This window comes from Flavobacterium sp. FlaQc-52 (genome assembly GCF_044007495.1).
Classification (GTDB): Bacteria; Bacteroidota; Bacteroidia; order Flavobacteriales; family Flavobacteriaceae; genus Flavobacterium; species Flavobacterium cupriresistens.
This window is the reverse complement of sequence record NZ_JBIPCV010000011.1, coordinates 137,525-157,444: the sequence shown is the minus strand read 5'-3', so window position 1 is coordinate 157,444 and position 19,920 is coordinate 137,525. Positions and strand designations below refer to the sequence as shown.

The 19,920-nt window shown below is 34.2% G+C and carries 15 protein-coding genes and 1 pseudogene; 5 read left to right on the top strand and 11 right to left on the bottom strand.

The genetic code is table 11. The annotated features are described in order from the left end of the window. Window positions 1-139: 139 nt before the first annotated feature. The 7 genes from ACHRV5_RS17640 to ACHRV5_RS17610 all read right to left on the bottom strand — a co-directional run bounded on the left by ACHRV5_RS17640 (window position 140) and on the right by ACHRV5_RS17610 (window position 12,345). Window positions 140-2,890, bottom strand: coding sequence for an aminopeptidase (locus tag ACHRV5_RS17640; protein ID WP_395427659.1), 2,751 nt, complete (start codon window positions 2,888-2,890; stop codon window positions 140-142). Between the two features lie 306 nt (window positions 2,891-3,196). Next, entirely contained in the window at window positions 3,197-3,925 is a 729-nt protein-coding gene (locus ACHRV5_RS17635; protein ID WP_047779031.1) for a TIGR00730 family Rossman fold protein, read from the bottom strand. 346 nt (window positions 3,926-4,271) lie between these two features. Beyond that, window positions 4,272-7,103 carry an excinuclease ABC subunit UvrA gene (gene uvrA, locus ACHRV5_RS17630; protein WP_230002396.1) on the bottom strand — a complete coding sequence of 944 codons (2,832 nt, stop codon included), beginning with the start codon at window positions 7,101-7,103 and terminating at the stop codon, window positions 4,272-4,274. Window positions 7,104-7,204: 101 nt separating this feature from the next. After that, window positions 7,205-8,158, bottom strand: a complete 954-nt coding sequence (locus tag ACHRV5_RS17625; RefSeq protein ID WP_230002395.1) for a Fic family protein — start codon at window positions 8,156-8,158, stop codon at window positions 7,205-7,207. Between the two features lie 61 nt (window positions 8,159-8,219). Then, complete coding sequence (locus ACHRV5_RS17620) at window positions 8,220-10,004, bottom strand: chloride channel protein (RefSeq protein WP_230002394.1); 1,785 nt, start codon at window positions 10,002-10,004, stop codon at window positions 8,220-8,222. A 74-nt stretch (window positions 10,005-10,078) separates the two neighbouring features. Then, a complete protein-coding gene (gene ggt / locus ACHRV5_RS17615; protein ID WP_395427639.1) occupies window positions 10,079-11,764 on the bottom strand; it encodes a gamma-glutamyltransferase in 1,686 nt (561 codons plus the stop codon). Continuing rightward, the gene (locus ACHRV5_RS17610) at window positions 11,761-12,345 is read right to left on the bottom strand and encodes an ACP phosphodiesterase (RefSeq protein ID WP_395427638.1); all 585 of its coding nucleotides are present in this window, start codon (window positions 12,343-12,345) and stop codon (window positions 11,761-11,763) included. Before ACHRV5_RS17610 ends, ggt begins: the two co-directional genes overlap by 4 nt. Window positions 12,346-12,552: 207 nt before the next feature. Here ACHRV5_RS17610 and glmM point away from each other — a divergent pair, with 207 nt between their 5' ends. Beyond that, window positions 12,553-13,941 carry a phosphoglucosamine mutase gene (glmM, locus tag ACHRV5_RS17605; RefSeq protein WP_395427637.1) on the top strand — a complete coding sequence of 463 codons (1,389 nt, stop codon included), beginning with the start codon at window positions 12,553-12,555 and terminating at the stop codon, window positions 13,939-13,941. Between the two features lie 170 nt (window positions 13,942-14,111). Here the strand turns inward: glmM and ACHRV5_RS17600 are convergent. The 3 genes and pseudogenes from ACHRV5_RS17600 to ACHRV5_RS17590 form a co-directional block, all read right to left on the bottom strand. After that, a pseudogene (locus ACHRV5_RS17600) lies at window positions 14,112-14,201 on the bottom strand (transcriptional regulator); the annotation flags it as partial. Between the two features lie 83 nt (window positions 14,202-14,284). Then, on the bottom strand, window positions 14,285-15,022 hold the full coding sequence (locus ACHRV5_RS17595) for a hypothetical protein (protein WP_395427636.1): 738 nt from the start codon (window positions 15,020-15,022) through the stop codon (window positions 14,285-14,287). Window positions 15,023-15,323: 301 nt separating this feature from the next. After that, a complete protein-coding gene (locus ACHRV5_RS17590; RefSeq protein ID WP_395427635.1) occupies window positions 15,324-16,199 on the bottom strand; it encodes a lysophospholipid acyltransferase family protein in 876 nt (291 codons plus the stop codon). A gap of 111 nt (window positions 16,200-16,310) precedes the next feature. Between ACHRV5_RS17590 and ACHRV5_RS17585 the strand changes: the two genes are divergently transcribed. The 3 genes from ACHRV5_RS17585 (at window position 16,311) to ACHRV5_RS17575 (ending at window position 18,171) form a co-directional block, all read left to right on the top strand. Next, a complete protein-coding gene (locus tag ACHRV5_RS17585) occupies window positions 16,311-16,949 on the top strand; it encodes a rhomboid family intramembrane serine protease (protein WP_395427634.1) in 639 nt (212 codons plus the stop codon). 52 nt (window positions 16,950-17,001) lie between these two features. After that, on the top strand, window positions 17,002-17,697 hold the full coding sequence (locus ACHRV5_RS17580; protein WP_047779040.1) for an SIMPL domain-containing protein: 696 nt from the start codon (window positions 17,002-17,004) through the stop codon (window positions 17,695-17,697). Between the two features lie 186 nt (window positions 17,698-17,883). Next, a complete protein-coding gene (locus tag ACHRV5_RS17575; RefSeq protein WP_230002387.1) occupies window positions 17,884-18,171 on the top strand; it encodes a hypothetical protein in 288 nt (95 codons plus the stop codon). A 347-nt stretch (window positions 18,172-18,518) separates the two neighbouring features. On the opposite strand, the gene ACHRV5_RS17570 is transcribed toward ACHRV5_RS17575, so the two are convergent. Continuing rightward, window positions 18,519-19,049 (bottom strand): AidA/PixA family protein, encoded by a 531-nt coding sequence (locus ACHRV5_RS17570; RefSeq protein WP_047779042.1) that lies wholly within the window; start codon window positions 19,047-19,049, stop codon window positions 18,519-18,521. 376 nt (window positions 19,050-19,425) lie between these two features. Here ACHRV5_RS17570 and ACHRV5_RS17565 point away from each other — a divergent pair, with 376 nt between their 5' ends. Continuing rightward, the gene (locus tag ACHRV5_RS17565) at window positions 19,426-19,902 is read left to right on the top strand and encodes a hypothetical protein (protein WP_230002386.1); all 477 of its coding nucleotides are present in this window, start codon (window positions 19,426-19,428) and stop codon (window positions 19,900-19,902) included. Window positions 19,903-19,920 lie beyond the last annotated feature (18 nt).

The window sequence follows — 19,920 nt, the reverse complement described above, 5'->3', positions numbered from 1 at the left end:
TAATCATAATTCATTAAAGTAAATATAATTTAATTATTAACAATTAAATTGCTAAAACACTAGGGTTTTTTTATTGAATGTTTAATGAATTTGTGATTTAAGTGGTAATAATTTATGTTTTTATTTAAAATTTATTCAATTAAAACCATTTTCGGGTAAAAAGATTGACTAATGTTTTGGGAGAAAAAGTAACAACAAATCGTATTTTTTCGTCATAATTTTTTTGCGCAACCTCCCAACCATTATTAGAATAGATCGGAAAATACAATTCGAAGTAATCCGGAACCAGATTTAAGCGGATTCCACTATCATATGCAAAGTCTGTGGTTTGATGTTTGTTTTGCATGAAACCGATGTCACCGTAAGCCTCAATCCAATTCCAAATCGAATAACTTGCATTTAGCGTCGCCATCCATTGATTTGCGTATCGCGGTTCTATTTTAGATTTAAAACCACCTTCGGCTATTACGTATTGTTGGCTGAAAATTCCGGTACTTTCAGAACGGCCTAAAAAATTATAATCAAACATATAATCGGTTGGTCGGTCTAATCCAAAACTAAAATAATCAGAATCAGTCCTGTTGTATAAGAAGCTTCCCGCATATACACGTAAGTTTAGCTTTCGATTATTTTCAAATAATCTTCTGTATTCGATTTCTCCGGCCAGTTTTCCGAATCCGCTTGAAAATTGAACATCAGTCATAAAACTAAAATGATCGACCAATTCTGTTTTGGTATTCATATAACGAGCGTTAAAAACAGAATAATTCGGATTTGAATTATCAGTAATGTATTTACTTGCTTCGCGATTTACAATAACCTGACGAACCAGGATAAGTTGTTTTCGGTTGTCTCTGAAATTTTCTTCACGAATTCTAAGTTGCACCATCGGATTTAATCTGAAATAAGTGGCATCCGGAGCGTAATGAAAATAATTTTGGCTAATGGAATATCTAACATTATAAAGCGTACTGTTTCGATAATAATGATTTAGCGAAAAAGCAGAAGAACCGGATATAGTACCGGCATTAATAGAATAAGCCGGATTAATGTCGAAGGTAAACGGTTTGTCTAAAATGGTTTTGTTGTGAAAACGCATTCCGGGCGTAAGACCGTCATAATAATTATAGGTAAGCGTTGGAACATATAAAATTTGATTGTAATACGGATCTTCAAGATCTTTTGCGAAATTAAATTTTATTGGACGGTTGGTGATCACCAGACTTTTTAGAGATTTCCAGTTGTTTCTTAAGTTGTATTCTGGAACCTCATTGTCATAATTCAGAACTATTTTGTCGGCTTTGTTTCTGTTAAAATGATAAATAGAGTCGTTACTTGAAGGCTCGATCCATTTTTTGAAAACAACTTCGTTTTTTTTAATTCCATAAACCGGAATTGGGACAAAGTTGCCAGTTCGGTTTCTTATCGAAAATTGTATGCTGTCTTTGGTTCTGGTGACATTCGAAAATTTGTAATCAATAATATCACGGGAATCAATAATGGTTTTGAAAAACCAATCGATTTTTTTAGGACTGTTTTGAGTTAATATTTTTTCGAAATCAAATCTGTTAACTTGTTGGTTTTTATTTAAATCATAAAACTCCTGAACACTTTTAGGGACAATGTCATGATTTAGATAGTTGTCTAAATAACTTAAGCTTAAACCCGCTCGATATTTACTAGCAATCTGCTCGTTGAATTTTATCAATGTATTTTTTGGGTCTCCAAGTGGCTGATCGAGATTTTTACGAGCCATCAACATATAATAATAACTGTATTGCTCGTTAAAAGTCAGATTGGCAATATTGTAACTCTTAAAAAGTCTCATGTTCGAAAGACTTCCAAGCATCTTTTGATCCAGATGGTTTTCGTCCATGTATTTCATCATGGCATAGATCTGAATACCATCCTGAATCCAGTTGTCTTTTCTGGAGTCTAAACGGAGGCTATTCTTGAGATAATTGTTCAAATAAGTCTTTAAGAAGGTGATCTCGAAGATAAATTCATCTGAAAACGGACTTATAAAAGACGGTAACTGATTTAACCCGTAAAAAGGATTTCGGTCATAATCGGTTTGAGAAACGGTGATTTTTTGATGTGGATAGGTGCCAATAAAGTTGTTTGCAAAAGTGACTACCTTGTTTATGACAATCGCTTTTTGGATATCGTTAAGTTTTTTGTTTTTTAGATTAGAAAGAATTTCAATGGAGCCATTCTCATAGCTTTTGAAACTATTTTGCTTTTCGATAAATAAATTAAAATCAGTTCTGTTGGTTCCGGAAAAAGTATAGGTAGTCGATTGTGGATTTGTAAGATCTGTAGTAATCGAATTTAGATCGGTTGTAATCGAATACGTATTCGGAATTTTTATTGCAATTTCATAAGCACTGGCAGCATTTACAATATCATCCAGATTAAAATTATTGTATTTTATAAAAGTGTGATTTTCATATCGGGCGGGACTCAAAAACCAGTTTTTAAGGTTCATTCCACCATTTTGATCAAAACCATAATGAGTGAATTTATCGCTTGGAACTTTAGAAATATAGCTAATATGAAGCTCAACTTTTTGATTCGGGAGAAGTTTTTGCTTTAGTTTTACCACTATAAAGTCAGGATTTCTCTCGGTTCTTTCCCATTCAAAAGCCATGTCATTTGCATCGAGTAAATTCAGAATTGTAGTATTTCCTCTTTCTTGGTCGTTGGCCAGATGAAAACCACGATAAAATTCATCAGAAAATCGCCTGGCAAGTGGCGTGTTTTTATTAGAAAAAGCATTATTCCAATCATTTAAAACAATTGAATCTAAAGTATCATTAGAAGTATTGTAAAAAACAATATCCTGTTTTACATTTAAAGTTTTTAGTTCAAGGTTTACAGCCACTTCCATCTTAGATTGATGTTGCGCATATTGTTTTACTGAATTGAATAAAACTAAAACGAAGAAAATTCTTTTATAAAATGATCTCAAGTTGGCTTAAATTTTTTTAGCTGTTTCTTTAATTTACGAGCGTAGATTTTTTTTTGACTTTTGTAAAAATAGTATAAAAAAAAGCTGTTTAAGAAAACAGCTTCATTTTTTTTGCATTTCGTAATAAATTTTAACCATAAAAGCGATGTAAATTCATAATAAATTAATCTTTGTTAAGCTTGTTTCTCAAATGTGCTTACATTACTTATGTGGTTAAGAAAAAGTTTAGAAATTCGGACTCAAATCGTATTTCTTATAGAATTTGTCCAGAACATCTACTACTTCGTCTTCAGTATCTACAATTTTGAATAAGTTTAAATCTTCAGGGCTCACTGTTTGCATTTTTTCTACAAGTACCGTTTTTACCCATTCGATTAATCCTGACCAGAATTCAACTCCAACTAATATAATTGGGAATTTTCCAATTTTTTTAGTTTGTATTAAGGTGATAGCTTCAAACATTTCGTCTAAAGTTCCAAAACCTCCAGGCATTACTACGAAACCTTGAGAATATTTTACAAACATTACCTTTCTAACAAAAAAGTAGTCAAAATTAAGGTTTTTGTCGTGATCAATATAAGGGTTAAAGTGTTGCTCAAAAGGCAATTCGATATTCAGACCAACTGAAGTTCCTCCGCCCAAATGCGCGCCTTTGTTTCCAGCTTCCATTATTCCGGGACCACCTCCTGTGATTACACCATAACCCGCTTTACTAATTTTAAAAGCAATTTTTTCTGCCAGTAAATAATATTTATCATCCGGCTTTGTTCTTGCAGATCCAAAAATCGATACACACGGACCAATACGTCCCATGCTTTCATATCCATTTACAAATTCAGCCATGATTTTAAAAATCGCCCAGCTGTCGTTTGTTCTGATTTCATTCCACGTTTTTTGCTTCAAACGATCTTGGATAATTTTATCCTCATCGTTGTCAAAATCTTCTAATCTCATTTTTTGTGTATTATTAATTTATTTTTCAGGAGCTCGTTCCTGCTGTACATTCTAATCTTTTGTGGTCCCCAATAGTTATAGGGATCAAAGCAATAAGATTTCCTCTTTCACTGGAGCTAAGGCATCAGTTTTTGATTCAGCTTTATCTTTTTATCGATTAAAGTTGATTTTTTTTGATTAAAAAGGGATACTAAATTAACTCTTTTTTCGAGAGTTGGTGCAAAAAAACTTATTTATTAACCAAAATATAGCGATGGAAACAAGTTTTTAAAATTTTGTTTCTCATTATCAATTAATTAAAGTAATCGTTATTGTGGGGTGTGTACTATAATTTTAATTTAGAATGTTAGATAAGTTCTTTTTTCAAAAACTTAGCCGTAAAGCTTTTTTTACTTTTCACTACTTCTTCAGGTGTCCCTTTTGCGATAAGTTCTCCACCACCTTTTCCGCCTTCGGGGCCAATGTCTATAATGTAATCCGCCAGTTTAATAACGTCCATATTATGTTCGATTACCAGTATGGTGTTTCCTTTATCAACCAGTTTATTGATTACATCCATCAAAACTCTGATGTCTTCAAAATGTAAACCTGTTGTAGGCTCGTCGAGTATATAAAAAGTATTTCCGGTATCTTTTTTAGACAATTCCCCAGCTAGCTTTATACGTTGTGCCTCACCACCTGAAAGCGTTGTGCTTTGCTGTCCAAGTGTAATATAACCTAAGCCGACGTCCTGAATTGTTTTTACTTTTCGGTAAATCTTTGGAATGTTTTCAAAGAATGGTACCGCCTCATCCACTGTCATATTCAATACATCCGATATAGATTTTCCTTTGTATCGAATTTCTAAAGTTTCACGGTTAAAACGTTTTCCCTGACAGGTTTCACATTCCACATAAACATCCGGTAAAAAGTTCATCTCAATCGTTCTTACACCGGAACCTTCACAAGTTTCACAACGTCCGCCCTTTACATTAAAACTAAAACGTCCGGCTTTATAACCGCGAATCATACTTTCGGAAGTCATAGTAAACAGATTTCTGATTTCTGTAAAAACCTCGGTGTAAGTCGCTGGATTCGAACGTGGTGTTCTCCCAATCGGACTCTGGTCAATATCAATTACTTTGTCAATATGTTCAAGACCTTCTATCTTTTTATAAGGCTGTGGTTTTTTTACGCCATTAAAATAATAGGCATTCAGAATCGGGTAGAGGGTTTCGTTTATCAAAGTCGATTTTCCACTTCCGGAAACTCCTGTAACACAAATTAGTTGGCCTAAAGGGACTTCAATGGTCACATTTTTTAAATTATTTCCAGTCGCTCCCGAAAGTTTCAAAAACTTACCGTTTCCTTTGCGTCTTTCTTTTGGAATCTCCAACTTCATTTTACCATTCAGATATTGAGCGGTAATCGTGTCAGATGCCAAAGTTTCTTTCGGAGTTCCGATACTGATAATTTCGCCACCGTATTTTCCGGCTTTTGGACCAATATCAATTACATAATCGGCTGTTTCGATCATGTCTTTGTCATGTTCGACCACAATAACCGAATTTCCAATATCACGTAATTGTTCTAATGAACGAATCAATTTTTCGTTGTCTCTCTGATGAAGACCAATACTTGGCTCGTCTAATATATACAAAACACCTACTAGTTGTGAGCCAATTTGTGTTGCCAGTCGAATGCGTTGCGCTTCACCACCCGAAAGTGATTTTGAACTTCGACTTAAAGCCAGATAGTTTAAACCAACATTCATTAAAAAATTCAGACGATCTTTGATTTCTTTTACCACTTCAGAAGCAATCAACAGTTGTTTATCTGATAAATGGTTTTCTAAATCTAAGAACCAGGCTGTTAAATCAGAGATGTCCATATCACACAATTCGGTGATGTTTTTGGTATTGATTTTAAAGAATAAAGCTTCTTTTTTCAAACGTGAACCTTCACAAACCGGACAGTTTACTTCGTCCATGAAATCTTTGGCCCAACGTTTTATGGTTGTAGATGGACTCTCGTCGTATTGATTTTTGATAAAATTTGAAATACCTTCAAAATCAATTTTATAATCGCGAGTAACACCTAAATCTTTTGAGTTTATGGTAAATTTATCTTTTCCGCCATGTAAAATCATAGTCATGGCTTCTTCCGGAATCTTTTCGATTGGATCTGTTATCTTAAAACTGAATTTTTCTCCAATGACTTCTAATTGCTTAAAGATCCAAGAGGATTTGTATTCTCCAAGTGGTGCAAAACCACCGGCTTTAATAGACAATTTAGGATTCGGAATAATCTTTTTGACATTGATTTCATGTACTGTTCCTAAACCATTACAATGCGGACAAGCTCCTTTTGGGGAGTTAAAAGAAAATAAATTAGGCTCCGGATTTTGATAAGAAATACCTGTTGAGGGACACATCAAATTCCTACTGAAATAACGTACTTCATTGGTGTCTTGATCCAGAATCATCAATACATCTTCACCATGGTGCATTGCAGTATTAATGCTTTCTGCCAATCGTTTCTGATTGTCGGCAGTGTCTTCAATTAGCATTCGGTCTACTACAATTTCAATATCATGGGTTTTGTATCGGTCTAATTTCATTCCCGAAACTAAATCCTGTACTTCGCCATTTACTCGAACTTTTAGAAAACCTTGTTTTGTAATTTGTTGGAACAATTCGGCATAATGTCCTTTTCTGGCTTTAATAACCGGAGCAAGGATATTGATTCGTTTTCCTGTAAAATCCTGAATAATTAAATCCTTGATTTGTTCATCAGAATACGAAACCATTTTTTCGCCCGTATTATAGCTGTAAGCATCTGCTCCACGTGCGAAAAGTAATCTTAAGAAATCGTATATTTCAGTAATGGTCCCAACAGTTGAACGAGGGCTTTTACTGGTTGTTTTTTGTTCGATAGCAATTACAGGAGAAAGTCCGTCGATTTTATCCACATCAGGACGTTCTAAACCGCCAAGAAATTGTCTCGCATAGGCAGAAAAAGTTTCTACATAACGACGCTGACCTTCGGCATAAATAGTGTCAAATGCCAAAGAAGATTTTCCCGAACCAGATAAACCGGTAATAACAACCAGTTTTTCACGCGGAATCGAAATATCTATATTTTTTAGATTATGAACTCTTGCACCAAGAACTTCAATAGTATTGTCTTTTTCTAACATATATTTTGAGCAAAAAGCAAAGTTACCATTTTGATTTATTCTTTTTATACTACGCTGCAGAAGTTTATGTTATAAATTGTAACAAAAAACGCTAATAAAAATTAGCGTTTTCTTTTTCGGGTAGCCATATATTCTTCTATAGCTTCTTTGGTAGTATACCAGTTTCGGCCTTCTTTGTAAGCGTCTATTTTGCCTGTTCTGGCAAGTAAACTTACATATTCCTGACCATAAGGTGTCTCTGGCTCGCTAACAATATCAGCTATTTTTTGAAAGTTGGTATCACTGTCCGGCATTGCATTTAGATAAATATTGAGCGTACGTTCTAAAGCCTGACACATCAAAAGTATTAGTTTTTGATAGTTTCCTGTATTGGCCTGATTTAAGGCTTCGTAATACTTTTTCCTGTCATTTTTAAGAATAATTGCAGGTGGAAACCCACAACGCATCAATAGTAAATTCATGCTTAAACGCACAGTACGCCCATTACCATCAAAGAAAGGATGAATCCAGACTAATTTATGATGGTAAATAGTAGCCAGTTCTATATCATTAAGTCCTAAAGGGTTTGTATTAATAAAATCAATTAGTTCGTCTAGATAGTCAGAAACCTTGTTTGCATTTGGAGGCATAAAATTGGCACCGGAAATACGGACCCCCCCATTGCGTAAACGTCCTGCAAAATCGTCTTCAATAGAGCGTAAAACCAAACCATGTATAGAGAGTATATCAATACTTCTAAGTTTGTAAGTATCATCAACAATAGAGTACAGATAGTCAATAGCTTTGTCATGATTATGTGTCTCAAAGTGTTCTCGTAAAGATTTGCCTTTTATGGTAATCCCTTCCTGAATAACCATTTGGGTTTCTCGCAAACTCATAGTATTTCCTTCTATACTATTGGAGTTATAGGTCCATTCTAAAGAAAGGCTTTCACGAATTTTATGCAAAGCGATGTTTGGCAAGGGTCTGCTGGTTTGCAAATCCTGCCTTTTCTGATACAATCGTTCAAAGGTTGATTGAAATTCGTTTCTATATATTAGGTCTATATTCCACATAACCACAAAGGTACTTCTTATTATCGGATAATAAAAATTTTTAACCTATCCGATATTAAGCTTACTCGATGGTCATAGCTCTTAGCTTAGTTCGATAGGCTTCAAGTGCTATAGATTTGGAAATAAAGCCGTAATATTTTTCATTTCGTACGACTGGAATAAAAGCTGTTTTAGTTTTTTCAAATTTACTCATAACAATTTCCATGCTGTCATAAGAGGATATGGTAGCAAGTGGAGTTTTCATGACGTCTTTTATCAAGGTGTATTTTACACGGTAACTATTAAAGATGATTTCTCGAATATCATTAAAGTGAACCACACCAACAAGATCTTTTTCGTTATTCACAACGGCAAAAACAACTTGATTAGAGTGGGAAATAAGATCGACGAGTTTGGTTAAATTCTCATCAGGATGTACGGTTAAATAATCTGTCTGGATAATAGAATCAATATCAAGAGTCGATAATATGTTTGAATCTTTATTGCTGGTAAAAGCATGTCCTTTTTTGGCTAAGCCTTTTACATCGAGGGAATGCTTTTCGAATCGCTTGGAGATAGCAAAGCTAATGGAGGATATAATCATCAAGGGAATCATTAATCCGTAGCCTCCTGTTATTTCGGCGATTAAGAAAATGGCTGTTAGTGGCGCATGAAACAAACCGCTTAGGATTCCGGCCATTCCGACCATTGTAAAATTACTGACTGGTAAGTTTGTAAGCCCGGTCATGTTAACTAATTTGGAGAAAAAATAACCAAGATAAGAACCTAAAAAGAGGGCAGGAGCAAAATTACCTCCATTTCCACCGCTTCCGATAGTTAAACCGGAGGCTAAAACTTTTATCATTAAGGTACATCCAACAAAGATGAGCAGCACCCAATTATTGTCTCGGTACTCACTAAAAAGGGTATTGTCCAGTAATTTTCCGGGATCACTTTCTGATAGTGTTTTTATACTTTCATAACCTTCTCCAAAAAGGGTAGGGAAAATAAAAATCAGAACTGCCAACATAGAAGATCCGATTAATGCTTTTTTATAGGGCCCCATTTCCAGTTTTGAAAAGTAATGTTCAACTCTCTGAAAATTTCGAGAATAATAAATAGCAGCAAGACCGGTAAGTACTCCTAAAATTACATAAAAAGGAGTATTGTGATAATTAAATGTTTGTTGTTGTTTGAAAGATAATAAGATGCTTTCATCCAATAAAATAGCGGAAACAATTGCCCCTGTTGCAGCAGAAATCATAATAGGGGTAAAAGCAGAAATACTTACATCTACCAACAAGACTTCAATAGCAAAAAGAACCCCGGCAATAGGTGCGTTAAATGCAGCCGAAATCCCGGCAGCTACTCCGCAGCCAATAAGTAAAGTTCTGTCTTTATAAGGAAGTTTATAATTTTGAGCAAAATTAGACCCAAAAGCAGCACCTGTAATTACAATCGGACTCTCCAAACCTGCAGAACCTCCCAAACCAACAGTCAGGGAACTGGTTATAATTTGAGCGTACATTTGTTTCTTAGGGATAATACTTGCTTTTTTGGCCACTGCATAAAGGATTTGAGAAGTTCCTTTTTGTATGGTTCCGCTTAGTACTTTTTTGACAACCAAAACGGTTAACAAAATTCCGATAATAGGAAGTAAACTATTGATGAAACTCAATTTAAGAATCCCATTGATATAGGTAGCAAATGAAAATACGCTATGGGCAAATGTTTTTAAAACAATTACCGCAAGAGCACAAGAAATACCAATTAAAACACTTGATAAAAAAATAAATTGCTTTGGTGTCATTAGCGATTGCCCCAAAGCAATTATGCTTTCTAGTCTTCTGAAATATTTTTTTAGCATTCTGTTTTAAAAATTATGGATACTACAAATTTAAGTTATAATCTTTAAAAAACCAGTAAAAAAAGGGAACTAAATTAAAACCCGGCTGCTTTATCGTCACCACGGAAGTCAGCGCCACCCTCTAAATTTTTATTTGGCAATACCAAAATAGCATCCACTTTTCCGATAATTGGAGTAGATTTTTCGTTGATCAGATAGTTTTTAGCTTTTAGTTTTTCGATGGTCTTAGTATCAAAAGTATCAGGCTCAAAAGTAATAAGATCAGGTAACCATTGATGATGAAAACGAGGTGCATTTACAGCTTCCTGCATGCTTAAGTTGTATTCGTAAACATTTAGAATGGTTTGTAAAACAGAAGTTATTATCGTAGACCCGCCCGGTGTACCTACTACCATAAATAGTTTACCATCTTTCTCAACAATTGTTGGAGTCATAGAACTTAACATGCGCTTTTGAGGTGCAATACTGTTGGCTTCATTTCCCACCAAACCAAACATGTTCGGAGAACCTGGTTTAGCACTGAAATCATCCATTTCATTATTCAAAAAGAAACCTAATTCATCGCAATAGTATTTAGAACCATAAGCATCGTTAAGGGTTGTAGTCGCAGCAACAGCATTTCCAAATTGATCTACAATCGAATAATGTGTCGTTTCGGTACTTTCATTATAGGTAATTTTCCCCTCTTTTATTTCGGAAGATAAACTGGCTTTTTCCGGATTAAAAGTTGACATTCTGTCTTTTAAATAAGAACCATCCATTAAAGCCTTTGTCGGTACTTTAACAAAATCCGGATCACCCAAGTATTGACTTCTGTCTGCATAAGCTCTTCTTTCGGCTTCAACAATGATTTGAATAGATGCATCAGAATTATGTCCTAATTTAGATAAATCATAAGGTTCGATCATTTTTAAAATTTGTGCCAGACAAATTCCGCCACTGCTGGGTGGTGCCATAGAAGTGATCTTTAAATCCTTGTAAGTAAACTGAAGCGGTTTTCTCCATTTTGCTTCATATTTCGCCAAATCCTCAAGTGTGATTATTCCACCTTTTTTCTGAAGATAATCGACAAGAATTTTGGCAGTTTCTCCTTTATAGAATTCATTTCTTCCATTTTTTTGAATCCTTTTCAAAGTTTTCGCCAAAGCGGAATATTTAATAGTATCATTCTCCTTGAAATTTCCCGCGAGTAGTGTTTGCTCTCCGTTTATTTTGACAATACTTTCATGATAATTTTTTAAGTTTTTTTCTTGTTTTTGAGTTACAACTACGCCTTTTTCAGCAAGAGCAATTACGAGTTTTAGAATTTCGGACATAGGCAGTGTCCCTAGCTTTTTATGAACAGCAAAAACACCGGCAACCGTACCCGGTACTCCAATAGCAAGAGCAGTTTCCGTACTTTTTCCTTTAATTACATTTCCGTCTTTATCGAGAAACATATCTTTTGTGGCTGCTAATGGCGCTTTTTCACGATAATCTAACGATCCGACTTCGCCATTTGCTTTTCGGTAAACCATAAACCCGCCGCCGCCGATATTTCCGGCAAACGGAAAAGCAACGGCAAGCGCTAATTCAGTACCAACCATGGCATCAAAAGCATTACCGCCTTTTTTCATGATTTCAACACCTATTTTGGATGCTTCCTCACGGGCAGAAACCACCATTGCTTTGGTAACGACTAATCCGGTTGGTTTTGCTGGAGTCTGTTGTGCTGAGCAGCTAATATATAATAAGGTAAACAGTAGTGTAACTTTTCTCATAATAAGAGTAATTTTTGTTTTGAATGTTCTTTTATATCTTCAAAAAAGAGCGTAAATTCCTGCTCGAATTCAGTATAAAATTCTTTTAATTCGGCACTGGCATACTGCATTTTTGATTCGTTTTTTGACCTTCGGTCCATTTGGGTTAAAATCTGATGGATTCCTTCAACCGTCTGATAACTTAAAAGCCAGTTTCTCTGAATCATATAAGGCATTAGACCCTGCGTTTTTTCAGTGAGAATAGCATAGTTTTCGTGTAATGACCTATAGAATCGGTTAATGAAAGTTTCCAGTTTTTCATCTGAATATTTTGTCCAGTTTTTGGCTAAAAAATGATCGTAAACGATGTCTACAATCACACCCGAGTAATGGTGGTATTTGTCATGTAACCGTTTGGTACTCTGTCTGAAAACAGTATGTGAATCGGTATAAGTATCAATCGATCGGTGCAGGATAATTCCTTTTTGGACATCCTCCGGAAAATGTTCAAATTGTTTTCCACGAATTCCATCGGCCATAAAATTGCCGATTTTTATTAAATCATTGTCTCCTGACAGATAAATGTGTGCTAGGAAATTCATGTTTTTTGGAGTTAGTATCATTTCGATGTTTCGAAAGCGATACGTTTATTTTAGTAAATGTATAAAAACTTTTTAAATCATTTTGTTATAAAACTTAGTATGTAATAGTAAGGATGCTTTAATATTATTTTAAAATCTTAGCACTTAAGCATCTTAGTTACTCGGCAACTTTTTTATATTTGTAATAAATAACCATATCTCAAAAAAATGACTTTAATAAAATCTATCTCAGGTATACGTGGAACCATTGGAGGAAAAGTGGGAGACAACCTGACTCCTGTTGATGCGGTAAAGTTTGCTTCGGCTTACGGAACCTTTCTTAAAAATAATACTTCAAAAGAAAAATTAACAGTTGTAATTGGTCGTGACGCCAGAATTTCTGGTCCAATGATTCATAATCTCGTAGTAAATACCTTAATTGGTTTAGGAATTAATGTAATTGACCTTGGACTTTCCACCACGCCAACTGTAGAAGTTGCTGTGCCTTTGGAAAAAGCAGACGGTGGGATTATCCTGACGGCTTCTCACAATCCAAAACAATGGAATGCTTTAAAATTATTGAATGAAAAAGGAGAATTCTTAAGCGGAGCGGAAGGAGCTAAAATTTTGGAAATTGCCGAGGCTGAAGCTTTCGATTTTTCAGATGTGGATAATCTGGGAGAAATTACGATCAATGATGCTTATATGGATATTCATATCGACGAGGTTTTAAATTTGCCTTTGGTTGATGTTGAAGCAGTAAAAGCGGCAAAATTTAAAGTAGTTGTTGATGGAGTAAATTCGTCAGGGGGAATTATTATTCCTAAATTATTAGAATTAATGGGCGTTGAAGTGGTAAAATTATACTGTGAACCAAACGGACATTTCCCTCATAATCCGGAACCTTTAAAAGAACATTTAACCGATATTTCAGAATTGGTTGTAAAAGAAAAAGCACATTTAGGAGTTGTAGTTGATCCAGATGTGGATCGTCTGGCATTTATTTGTGAGGACGGAGAAATGTTTGGAGAAGAATATACATTGGTAGCTTGTGCAGATTATGTATTGAGTAAAACTCCCGGAAATACAGTGTCAAATATGTCTTCTTCACGTGCTTTGCGTGATGTAACAGTAGGACACGAAGGAAACTACGAAGCGAGCGCAGTAGGTGAGGTGAATGTGGTTGAATTGATGAAGAAAAACAATGCTATTATCGGTGGTGAAGGTAACGGTGGAATTATCTATCCGGAATCACATTACGGGCGTGACAGCTTGGTTGGTGTGGCTTTATTTTTAACGCATTTGGCAAATAAAAAGATGTCAGTTTCAGCATTGAGAGCGTCGTACCCGGAGTATTATATGAGTAAAAATAAAATCGAATTAACACCACAAATTGATGTTGATGCGATTTTAGTCGCTATGACAGAAAAATACAAAAGCGAAGATATCTCAACAATCGACGGTGTGAAAATTGATTTTGCTACCGAATGGGTACATTTAAGAAAATCAAATACAGAACCTATTATTCGCATTTATACCGAAGCGCCGTCTCAGGAAAAAGCAGACGTTTTAGCCCTTCGAATTATTGATGAGATTAAGGCTATTGCAGGGATTTAATTTCTTTTTTGAAGATTTAGAGATAAGATTTTGAAGACAATAAACGTACATAAATCTGAAAATCTGTGTGAATTTTGAGTTTTATCCTTGTGACAAAACCCAATAAAACAACAAAAAGGCTGTCCGAAAGGGCAGCCTTTTTAGTTTGAATTAATATCTTTTATAAAAGTTTATTTGGCTTTTAGTAATTTCTCTAAATATTCAACTTTATCTTTTTCCACTTGAACTAAGCGTTCGTATAGTTTTTTATTTTCATCGATAGATTCATAAGTCTTTTTTTTAAAGAGAACAAATCTTTGTGTCCCTTGCTAACTTTGCGTTTAAGCCTTTTAATCAGTAAGGCCTAATCTACCAATTCCATTAACATTTTTCTACCGCCAAAATCAATTTCCTGTTTCAATATTTTTCTTGTCGATTTGTCAATATAATAGGTGCTTATAGCCGTGTTATTTGAAATATCATCAGTGGTTTCAACTTTCCAGACCTGTTTTTTCTGTCCTTTAAAAGTGATAGTTGTCTCTTGGGTATTTTTAATTGTTGCGGTAATAGCTCCAATTTTAGCTGCAGGATTATAATCAAAAATCGAAATGGTGTTTGAATAACCTTCTTTCAAAGGAAGTAATCGTATCAATTGTGGATAGAAATTACTGTCAAAAAAAGGCTTATGTACTTCTTCGGAAATGTTTGTTTTAGTTCCTGTTTTTTTGTCTAAGTAATAACCCGTGATTTTTTCTCCAAATTTCAATACCATGTCTCTTTGTTGATTAAAGGAGGAATGATAGACGGGTTTAAAGTTTTGTGTTTCAACAATGGTGCTGTCAACCCATTTTGTAGTTGATTGTTTCATATCTACTGTTGTGATAATGTAGATTTTCTCTTTCTTTTTCTGAATTTGGGTTTGTACCTTTCCTATTTGTACTTTAAGAGTGTCCTTAAGCATAAACCAATTCATTTCTGAAGTTTCAGACTTGAGAAGACTTTTGTTGGCGGGATTATTTAATGGACTTAGAGGCTTTTCTTGGCTATGAAGTTGAACAAAGGTTCCAAAAATGGCTAGTAAAATGAACAGTGGTTTTTTCATGTGTTTAGAGTTTTTACTTCTATTAGTATTGAAAATCAAACTTTTGTTACTTTTTTTAGTGTTGTGTGCAAAAGGTTCATGTAAAAATAGTGGAGATATCGAAACAATAAACTTTCCGTTGTTTAGGATGGACTAGCCAAAGAAAAAACTCAAATGTGCTTACATTACTTATATGGTGAAGAAAATTATTGACCAAAGACTTCAATGTTTTTCCTAAATCTAAATTCTGCGCTATCAGTAAATTTCAAAAAAAAATCCAAAAAACAAATGTCGTTTTTTGGATTTTTTACTTTAGAAAAGATTATTTCTCAACCTTATGTTTCCATCTTTTATGTGTCCACAAATAATATTCCGGAGCTTCAAGAATTTGTTTTTCTACTTCTTCCAGATACATTTCTGTGACCTTGAAGTCTTCATAATCCCTTGGATTGTCGCAGATCGGAATGAAAGTACCTTCATAATACCCACGTTTTATCTTTTTTACTTTGAAGAAAATAACGCTTAAATCGTATTTTTTAGCCAGCATTTCTGATCCGGTGTGAACAGGAACCTCGATTCCCATAAAAGAACTCGAGTGAAAAATACGATCCAATTTTGGTGACTGATCGCTTGCCAAACCGTAAAGACTCAGAATTCCGTCTCTTTGATTTTGCGCCATAAGCGGAATTGTTTTTCGGGTTTCTACTAATTCAGTATCGTATTTAGATCTGATTTTTCGAACCAGTTTATCAAAATAAGGATTGGCGATTTTTTTATAAACACCAACTCCTTTAAAGAGTAATTTTTTGTTAATCGTCAGAATCCATTCAAAACTGGCATAATGTGACGTGACCAAAATGGCACTTTTGCCCTTTTTTTCATATTCTCTAATAACTTCCATATTGGTTACGGTAAACCTTTTCTCCATTTCTTCAGGGGAAATGCTCATCGTTTTGATCATTTCAAGAAACATATCGCACATGTGCTGATAAAATTTCTTTTCGATTACTTTTCTTTCCGCATCACTTAAATGGGGTAATGCTAAAGCCAGATTCTCGCGAACCACTTTCCTTCTGTATCCTAAAACATAATATACCAGAAAGAATACAAAATCAGAAAACCAATAAAAGATTCGAAAAGGAAGTATAGAGATAAGCCAGAGAATAGGATAGGCTAAAATATAAACGAGGAATTGCATGTATTTTTTTTTACAAATATAAAAGAAAAATGAATAACGACCGATATTTTGGTTTCTTACTCACTTGTGTTGAAGAATGATTATATTTACATTTCACAATAAACATTTTTTATGAATACCATTTTGATTGGGATAATAGTTGCCAACGTACTAATAAGTTACAAGGGGTTTAATGATTTTGCATTTTTTAGAAAGTACGAATTTCACGTCGGAAGTATTCGTTCCGGAGAGCAAATCAGAATGCTTTCATCAGGTTTTTTGCATGCCGATATGATGCATTTGATTTTTAACATGCTTACACTTTGGTTTTTCGCTCCTGTAGTTTTAAATTGGTTAGGCAATTTTTCTTTTATCTTAGTTTATTTTGGAAGTTTAATTTTCGGAAGTTTACTTACCATGTTGTTTCATAAAAACGATTACAGTTACCGTGCCGTTGGCGCCTCGGGAGCAGTAACGGGTGTTTTGTACTCTGCAATTTTATTACAGCCGGATATGATGTTGGGAATCTTTTTTGTGATTCCTGTACCGGCTTATCTTTTTGGAATTTTATATTTATTATATTCAATTTATGGAATGAAGGCCAAGAATGATAACATCGGACATACGGCTCATTTTGGAGGTGCGGTAGGAGGTTATTTAATCACTTTAATAAAAGAACCTGCTTTATTAGTAGATCATACTGTAATGGTTATTTTGTTGGCAATTCCGATTATAATACTTTTTGGAATGGCGAAATTAGGAAAGCTGTAAAGCTGGCACAACTTTTGAAAAGCAATTAACAAATAATTTAAAAATCACGAAAATGAAGAAACTAGTATTATTATTAACAATTATGTTTATGACTATGTCTTACGGCCAAGAAACCAAACAAATTCCTCAAATCAATGTAAATGGGGAAGGAAAAGTAAAAGTAGCACCCGATCAGGTTTGTATTTCAGCTACGGTTGAAACAAAAGGGAATAATGCTAAGGATGTCAAAAAGCAAAATGACGAAAAAATGGACGCGGTTTTAAAATTCATTAAAAAAATGAATATTCCAACAGCAGATTTCAAAACAAAACAAGTAGCTCTTAATCCACAATACGATTACGAGAAAAAGAAAACAAGTTACAATGCCAATCAGACTGTAGAAATTGTATTAAAAGATTTATCTAAGTACGATGAGTTAATGGAAGGTTTGGTTCAACAAGGAATTAATCGTTTGGATAATGTTTCTTTTGAATCTTCTAAATTAGCGCAACACGAATCAGAAGCTAGAAAATTGGCGATTAAAGATGCTAAAGCAAAAGCAGAAGATTATGTGTCTGTTTTGGGTCAAAAAGTTGGTAAGGCAATTACAATTTCTGATAATTCACAAATCTACCGTCCACAGCCCATGTATGCAGCGATGAGAAAGTCAGAGTCTGCAGATGCAATGGGAGGAGCTTCAAATGAAACTCTTGCAATTGGTGAAATCGAAATTACAGCAAACGTAACGGTTAGTTTTATTCTGGACTAAATCAGATTAAATTTCAATATTTTAAAATCCAAATTCCAATTTTATTTATTGGGATTTGGATTTTTTTTGTTTTAAAATTTAATGCTAATGTTTTGATAAAAAACGGGTTATCAATTATAGTGTTGAAAATAAAGGCTAAATTTATAGTGTACATAAAAAAAGGATAACAACTAAAAGCAAAAAAATATGAAATTTTTCACAGAAACAGCAGAATTAATAGAGAGAAAAAACGTTGTTGGTTTTGGAGGAACAGAACAGGAAGAAATAACGATTAAACTAACATTAAAAGGACGCGCTAATACTAAAGAATTTTCGACCTGGGAAATTTTGAAGATCATAAAAGAGCGTTTAGAGCAGATCAAATCTGATAATGGAAAAGCAAATAACTACAATGATGTAAGTTTTGCCAGAGATAATTTGATGGATGTAATAGATTGTTTGGTTAGTGAAAGTACTTCTGAGAAAAATAATTAATTCAAATGGCTGATTTTATTAACCTAAAATCAAACTAGTTCTGCCTTATTTTCGGAATTAGAATAATGTGAATTTCTTGCAAAAGTTATAAGGTTTTGTAACAGCTTAGTATGAATATTCCGTATCCGTTTTCAAAAACCCGAAGTCAGATCGAGCACAACTATTTATTAAGAGGCTACTAGTAGAAATTGTATTTGATGGAAAAAAGGATAGACAGACGGGTTTAAAATTCAATAAACAATACTATGTGGCACGGGTTGAAGTCCCGTTCTAAATACCAAAAACTTCAATTGGCTAGTGCTAATTGAAGTTTTTTTGTGTAATAAAGGTTTGATTCAGGGGCATTCTTATCCCTGATTTACATCGATGAATGGATCCCATGAAAAGTAACCTATTACATTTCCATTAGCATTGTTTACCAACTGAAATGAGAGGGTATACTGGATTTTTACACCAACCTGTATAACTGTACCTTGAGCAAGATATACATTGTTGGTAAACTCTTGCAAAGTACCGCTGTTATTTGGAAGATGTTCTGCTGTCTGTGAATTAAAGTAAAGTAATCCGCTTGGAAGAATTGCACCTGAAGGACTAAATGATCCTGCATACAAAAATGCGGTATTATCTACGTTATTTCCAAATGTGGTCATTGCCCACTGAACGGTATCGCCGGAATTCGCCGAAATTTTTAATTCAGACTGTCCTTCGTTGTTTACAACATTATTGTGTTGTGAAATCATTGCAATATACACATCTGATTGTGACCAAGCTCCTAATGAAGTTGGTGAGGTTTTGGTCCCTGGCTTGATTTTGCCATTAGCAACTTGTTCTGCCAGTTGCGTTCCGTCTACTGCTACTAAAATGTTAATTAATCCCATGATTTTGTAATTTATATGGTTTGTTTTCCTACTCTGTTGAAGGCTTTTCAGATTACGCCTTGTCTTAGTTATCGATATATGTGATTTGAAGACATGACAAAGTTGTGAAAGTTATGAGCCTGATTTGTAAGCCAAAAGAGTGATTTTTTTTAATACCCCATAGTAGGTAGCGGGGCAATTAAGTGCTACTTTTTTATAGTAATACAATACGGAATAGATTACCAAAAGCAGTATCGTTATTTGTGAAGCAAAAAAGCTTTCGTAACGGAGATTACCGAATAAGTACTATATTTTGGCAAATACCTCTTTTGGGGTATCACACCTAAGAAATTTCTAGTTAGATTTGTTAAAAATAAACCTACAAAATAAATCAGCCATGAAAAAAACAAGAAACATTTTTATTCAGATCGATACAGATCGTGTTATTAAAGAATCGGGTTCTAATTTTAAAGAATTTAATTTTGATTTGTCTATTCCACCAGTGAATGTCAGTGAGAGTTCATTTATTTGTGAACAGGGATTAATGGCAATGGGTGATGCTGAAAAAAGTTTTTGCATCGATACTGAAACAGGCGAAACTATTTTTTTTACGATTGTACCACTTCGTCTTTATTCTTACCACAAAATATACTTTACTGAATTTAAGATACTTAATGATAATAATGAAATAATTACTACATCTTCACTGACTGATAAGCAGGTAAGTTTTGATGTATATATTAAAAAAGCGAATCAAAATAGCAACGTGGCCTTTGATCTTTTGGCGGTTATAGAGTTTAAGAATGTTTTGGGTGAAACAGTGAGTCTTCCGATACTAATTGATCCTGTATTGAGAGCGAACCAAGGCAACTGATAATTATTAAATTTCATT

What these genes read in the sequence shown, in the direction of transcription:
- ACHRV5_RS17640 (WP_395427659.1), bottom strand. Translation starts at nt 2,890, where the DNA reads ATGGAAGTGGCTGTAAACCTTGAACTAAAAACTTTAAATGTAAAACAG.
- ACHRV5_RS17635 (WP_047779031.1), bottom strand. Translation starts at nt 3,925, where the DNA reads ATGAGATTAGAAGATTTTGACAACGATGAGGATAAAATTATCCAAGAT.
- uvrA (WP_230002396.1), bottom strand. Translation starts at nt 7,103, where the DNA reads ATGTTAGAAAAAGACAATACTATTGAAGTTCTTGGTGCAAGAGTTCAT.
- ACHRV5_RS17625 (WP_230002395.1), bottom strand. Translation starts at nt 8,158, where the DNA reads ATGTGGAATATAGACCTAATATATAGAAACGAATTTCAATCAACCTTT.
- ACHRV5_RS17620 (WP_230002394.1), bottom strand. Translation starts at nt 10,004, where the DNA reads ATGCTAAAAAAATATTTCAGAAGACTAGAAAGCATAATTGCTTTGGGG.
- ggt (WP_395427639.1), bottom strand. Translation starts at nt 11,764, where the DNA reads ATGAGAAAAGTTACACTACTGTTTACCTTATTATATATTAGCTGCTCA.
- ACHRV5_RS17610 (WP_395427638.1), bottom strand. Translation starts at nt 12,345, where the DNA reads ATGAATTTCCTAGCACACATTTATCTGTCAGGAGACAATGATTTAATA.
- glmM (WP_395427637.1), top strand. Translation starts at nt 12,553, where the DNA reads ATGACTTTAATAAAATCTATCTCAGGTATACGTGGAACCATTGGAGGA.
- ACHRV5_RS17595 (WP_395427636.1), bottom strand. Translation starts at nt 15,022, where the DNA reads ATGAAAAAACCACTGTTCATTTTACTAGCCATTTTTGGAACCTTTGTT.
- ACHRV5_RS17590 (WP_395427635.1), bottom strand. Translation starts at nt 16,199, where the DNA reads ATGCAATTCCTCGTTTATATTTTAGCCTATCCTATTCTCTGGCTTATC.
- ACHRV5_RS17585 (WP_395427634.1), top strand. Translation starts at nt 16,311, where the DNA reads ATGAATACCATTTTGATTGGGATAATAGTTGCCAACGTACTAATAAGT.
- ACHRV5_RS17580 (WP_047779040.1), top strand. Translation starts at nt 17,002, where the DNA reads ATGAAGAAACTAGTATTATTATTAACAATTATGTTTATGACTATGTCT.
- ACHRV5_RS17575 (WP_230002387.1), top strand. Translation starts at nt 17,884, where the DNA reads ATGAAATTTTTCACAGAAACAGCAGAATTAATAGAGAGAAAAAACGTT.
- ACHRV5_RS17570 (WP_047779042.1), bottom strand. Translation starts at nt 19,049, where the DNA reads ATGGGATTAATTAACATTTTAGTAGCAGTAGACGGAACGCAACTGGCA.
- ACHRV5_RS17565 (WP_230002386.1), top strand. Translation starts at nt 19,426, where the DNA reads ATGAAAAAAACAAGAAACATTTTTATTCAGATCGATACAGATCGTGTT.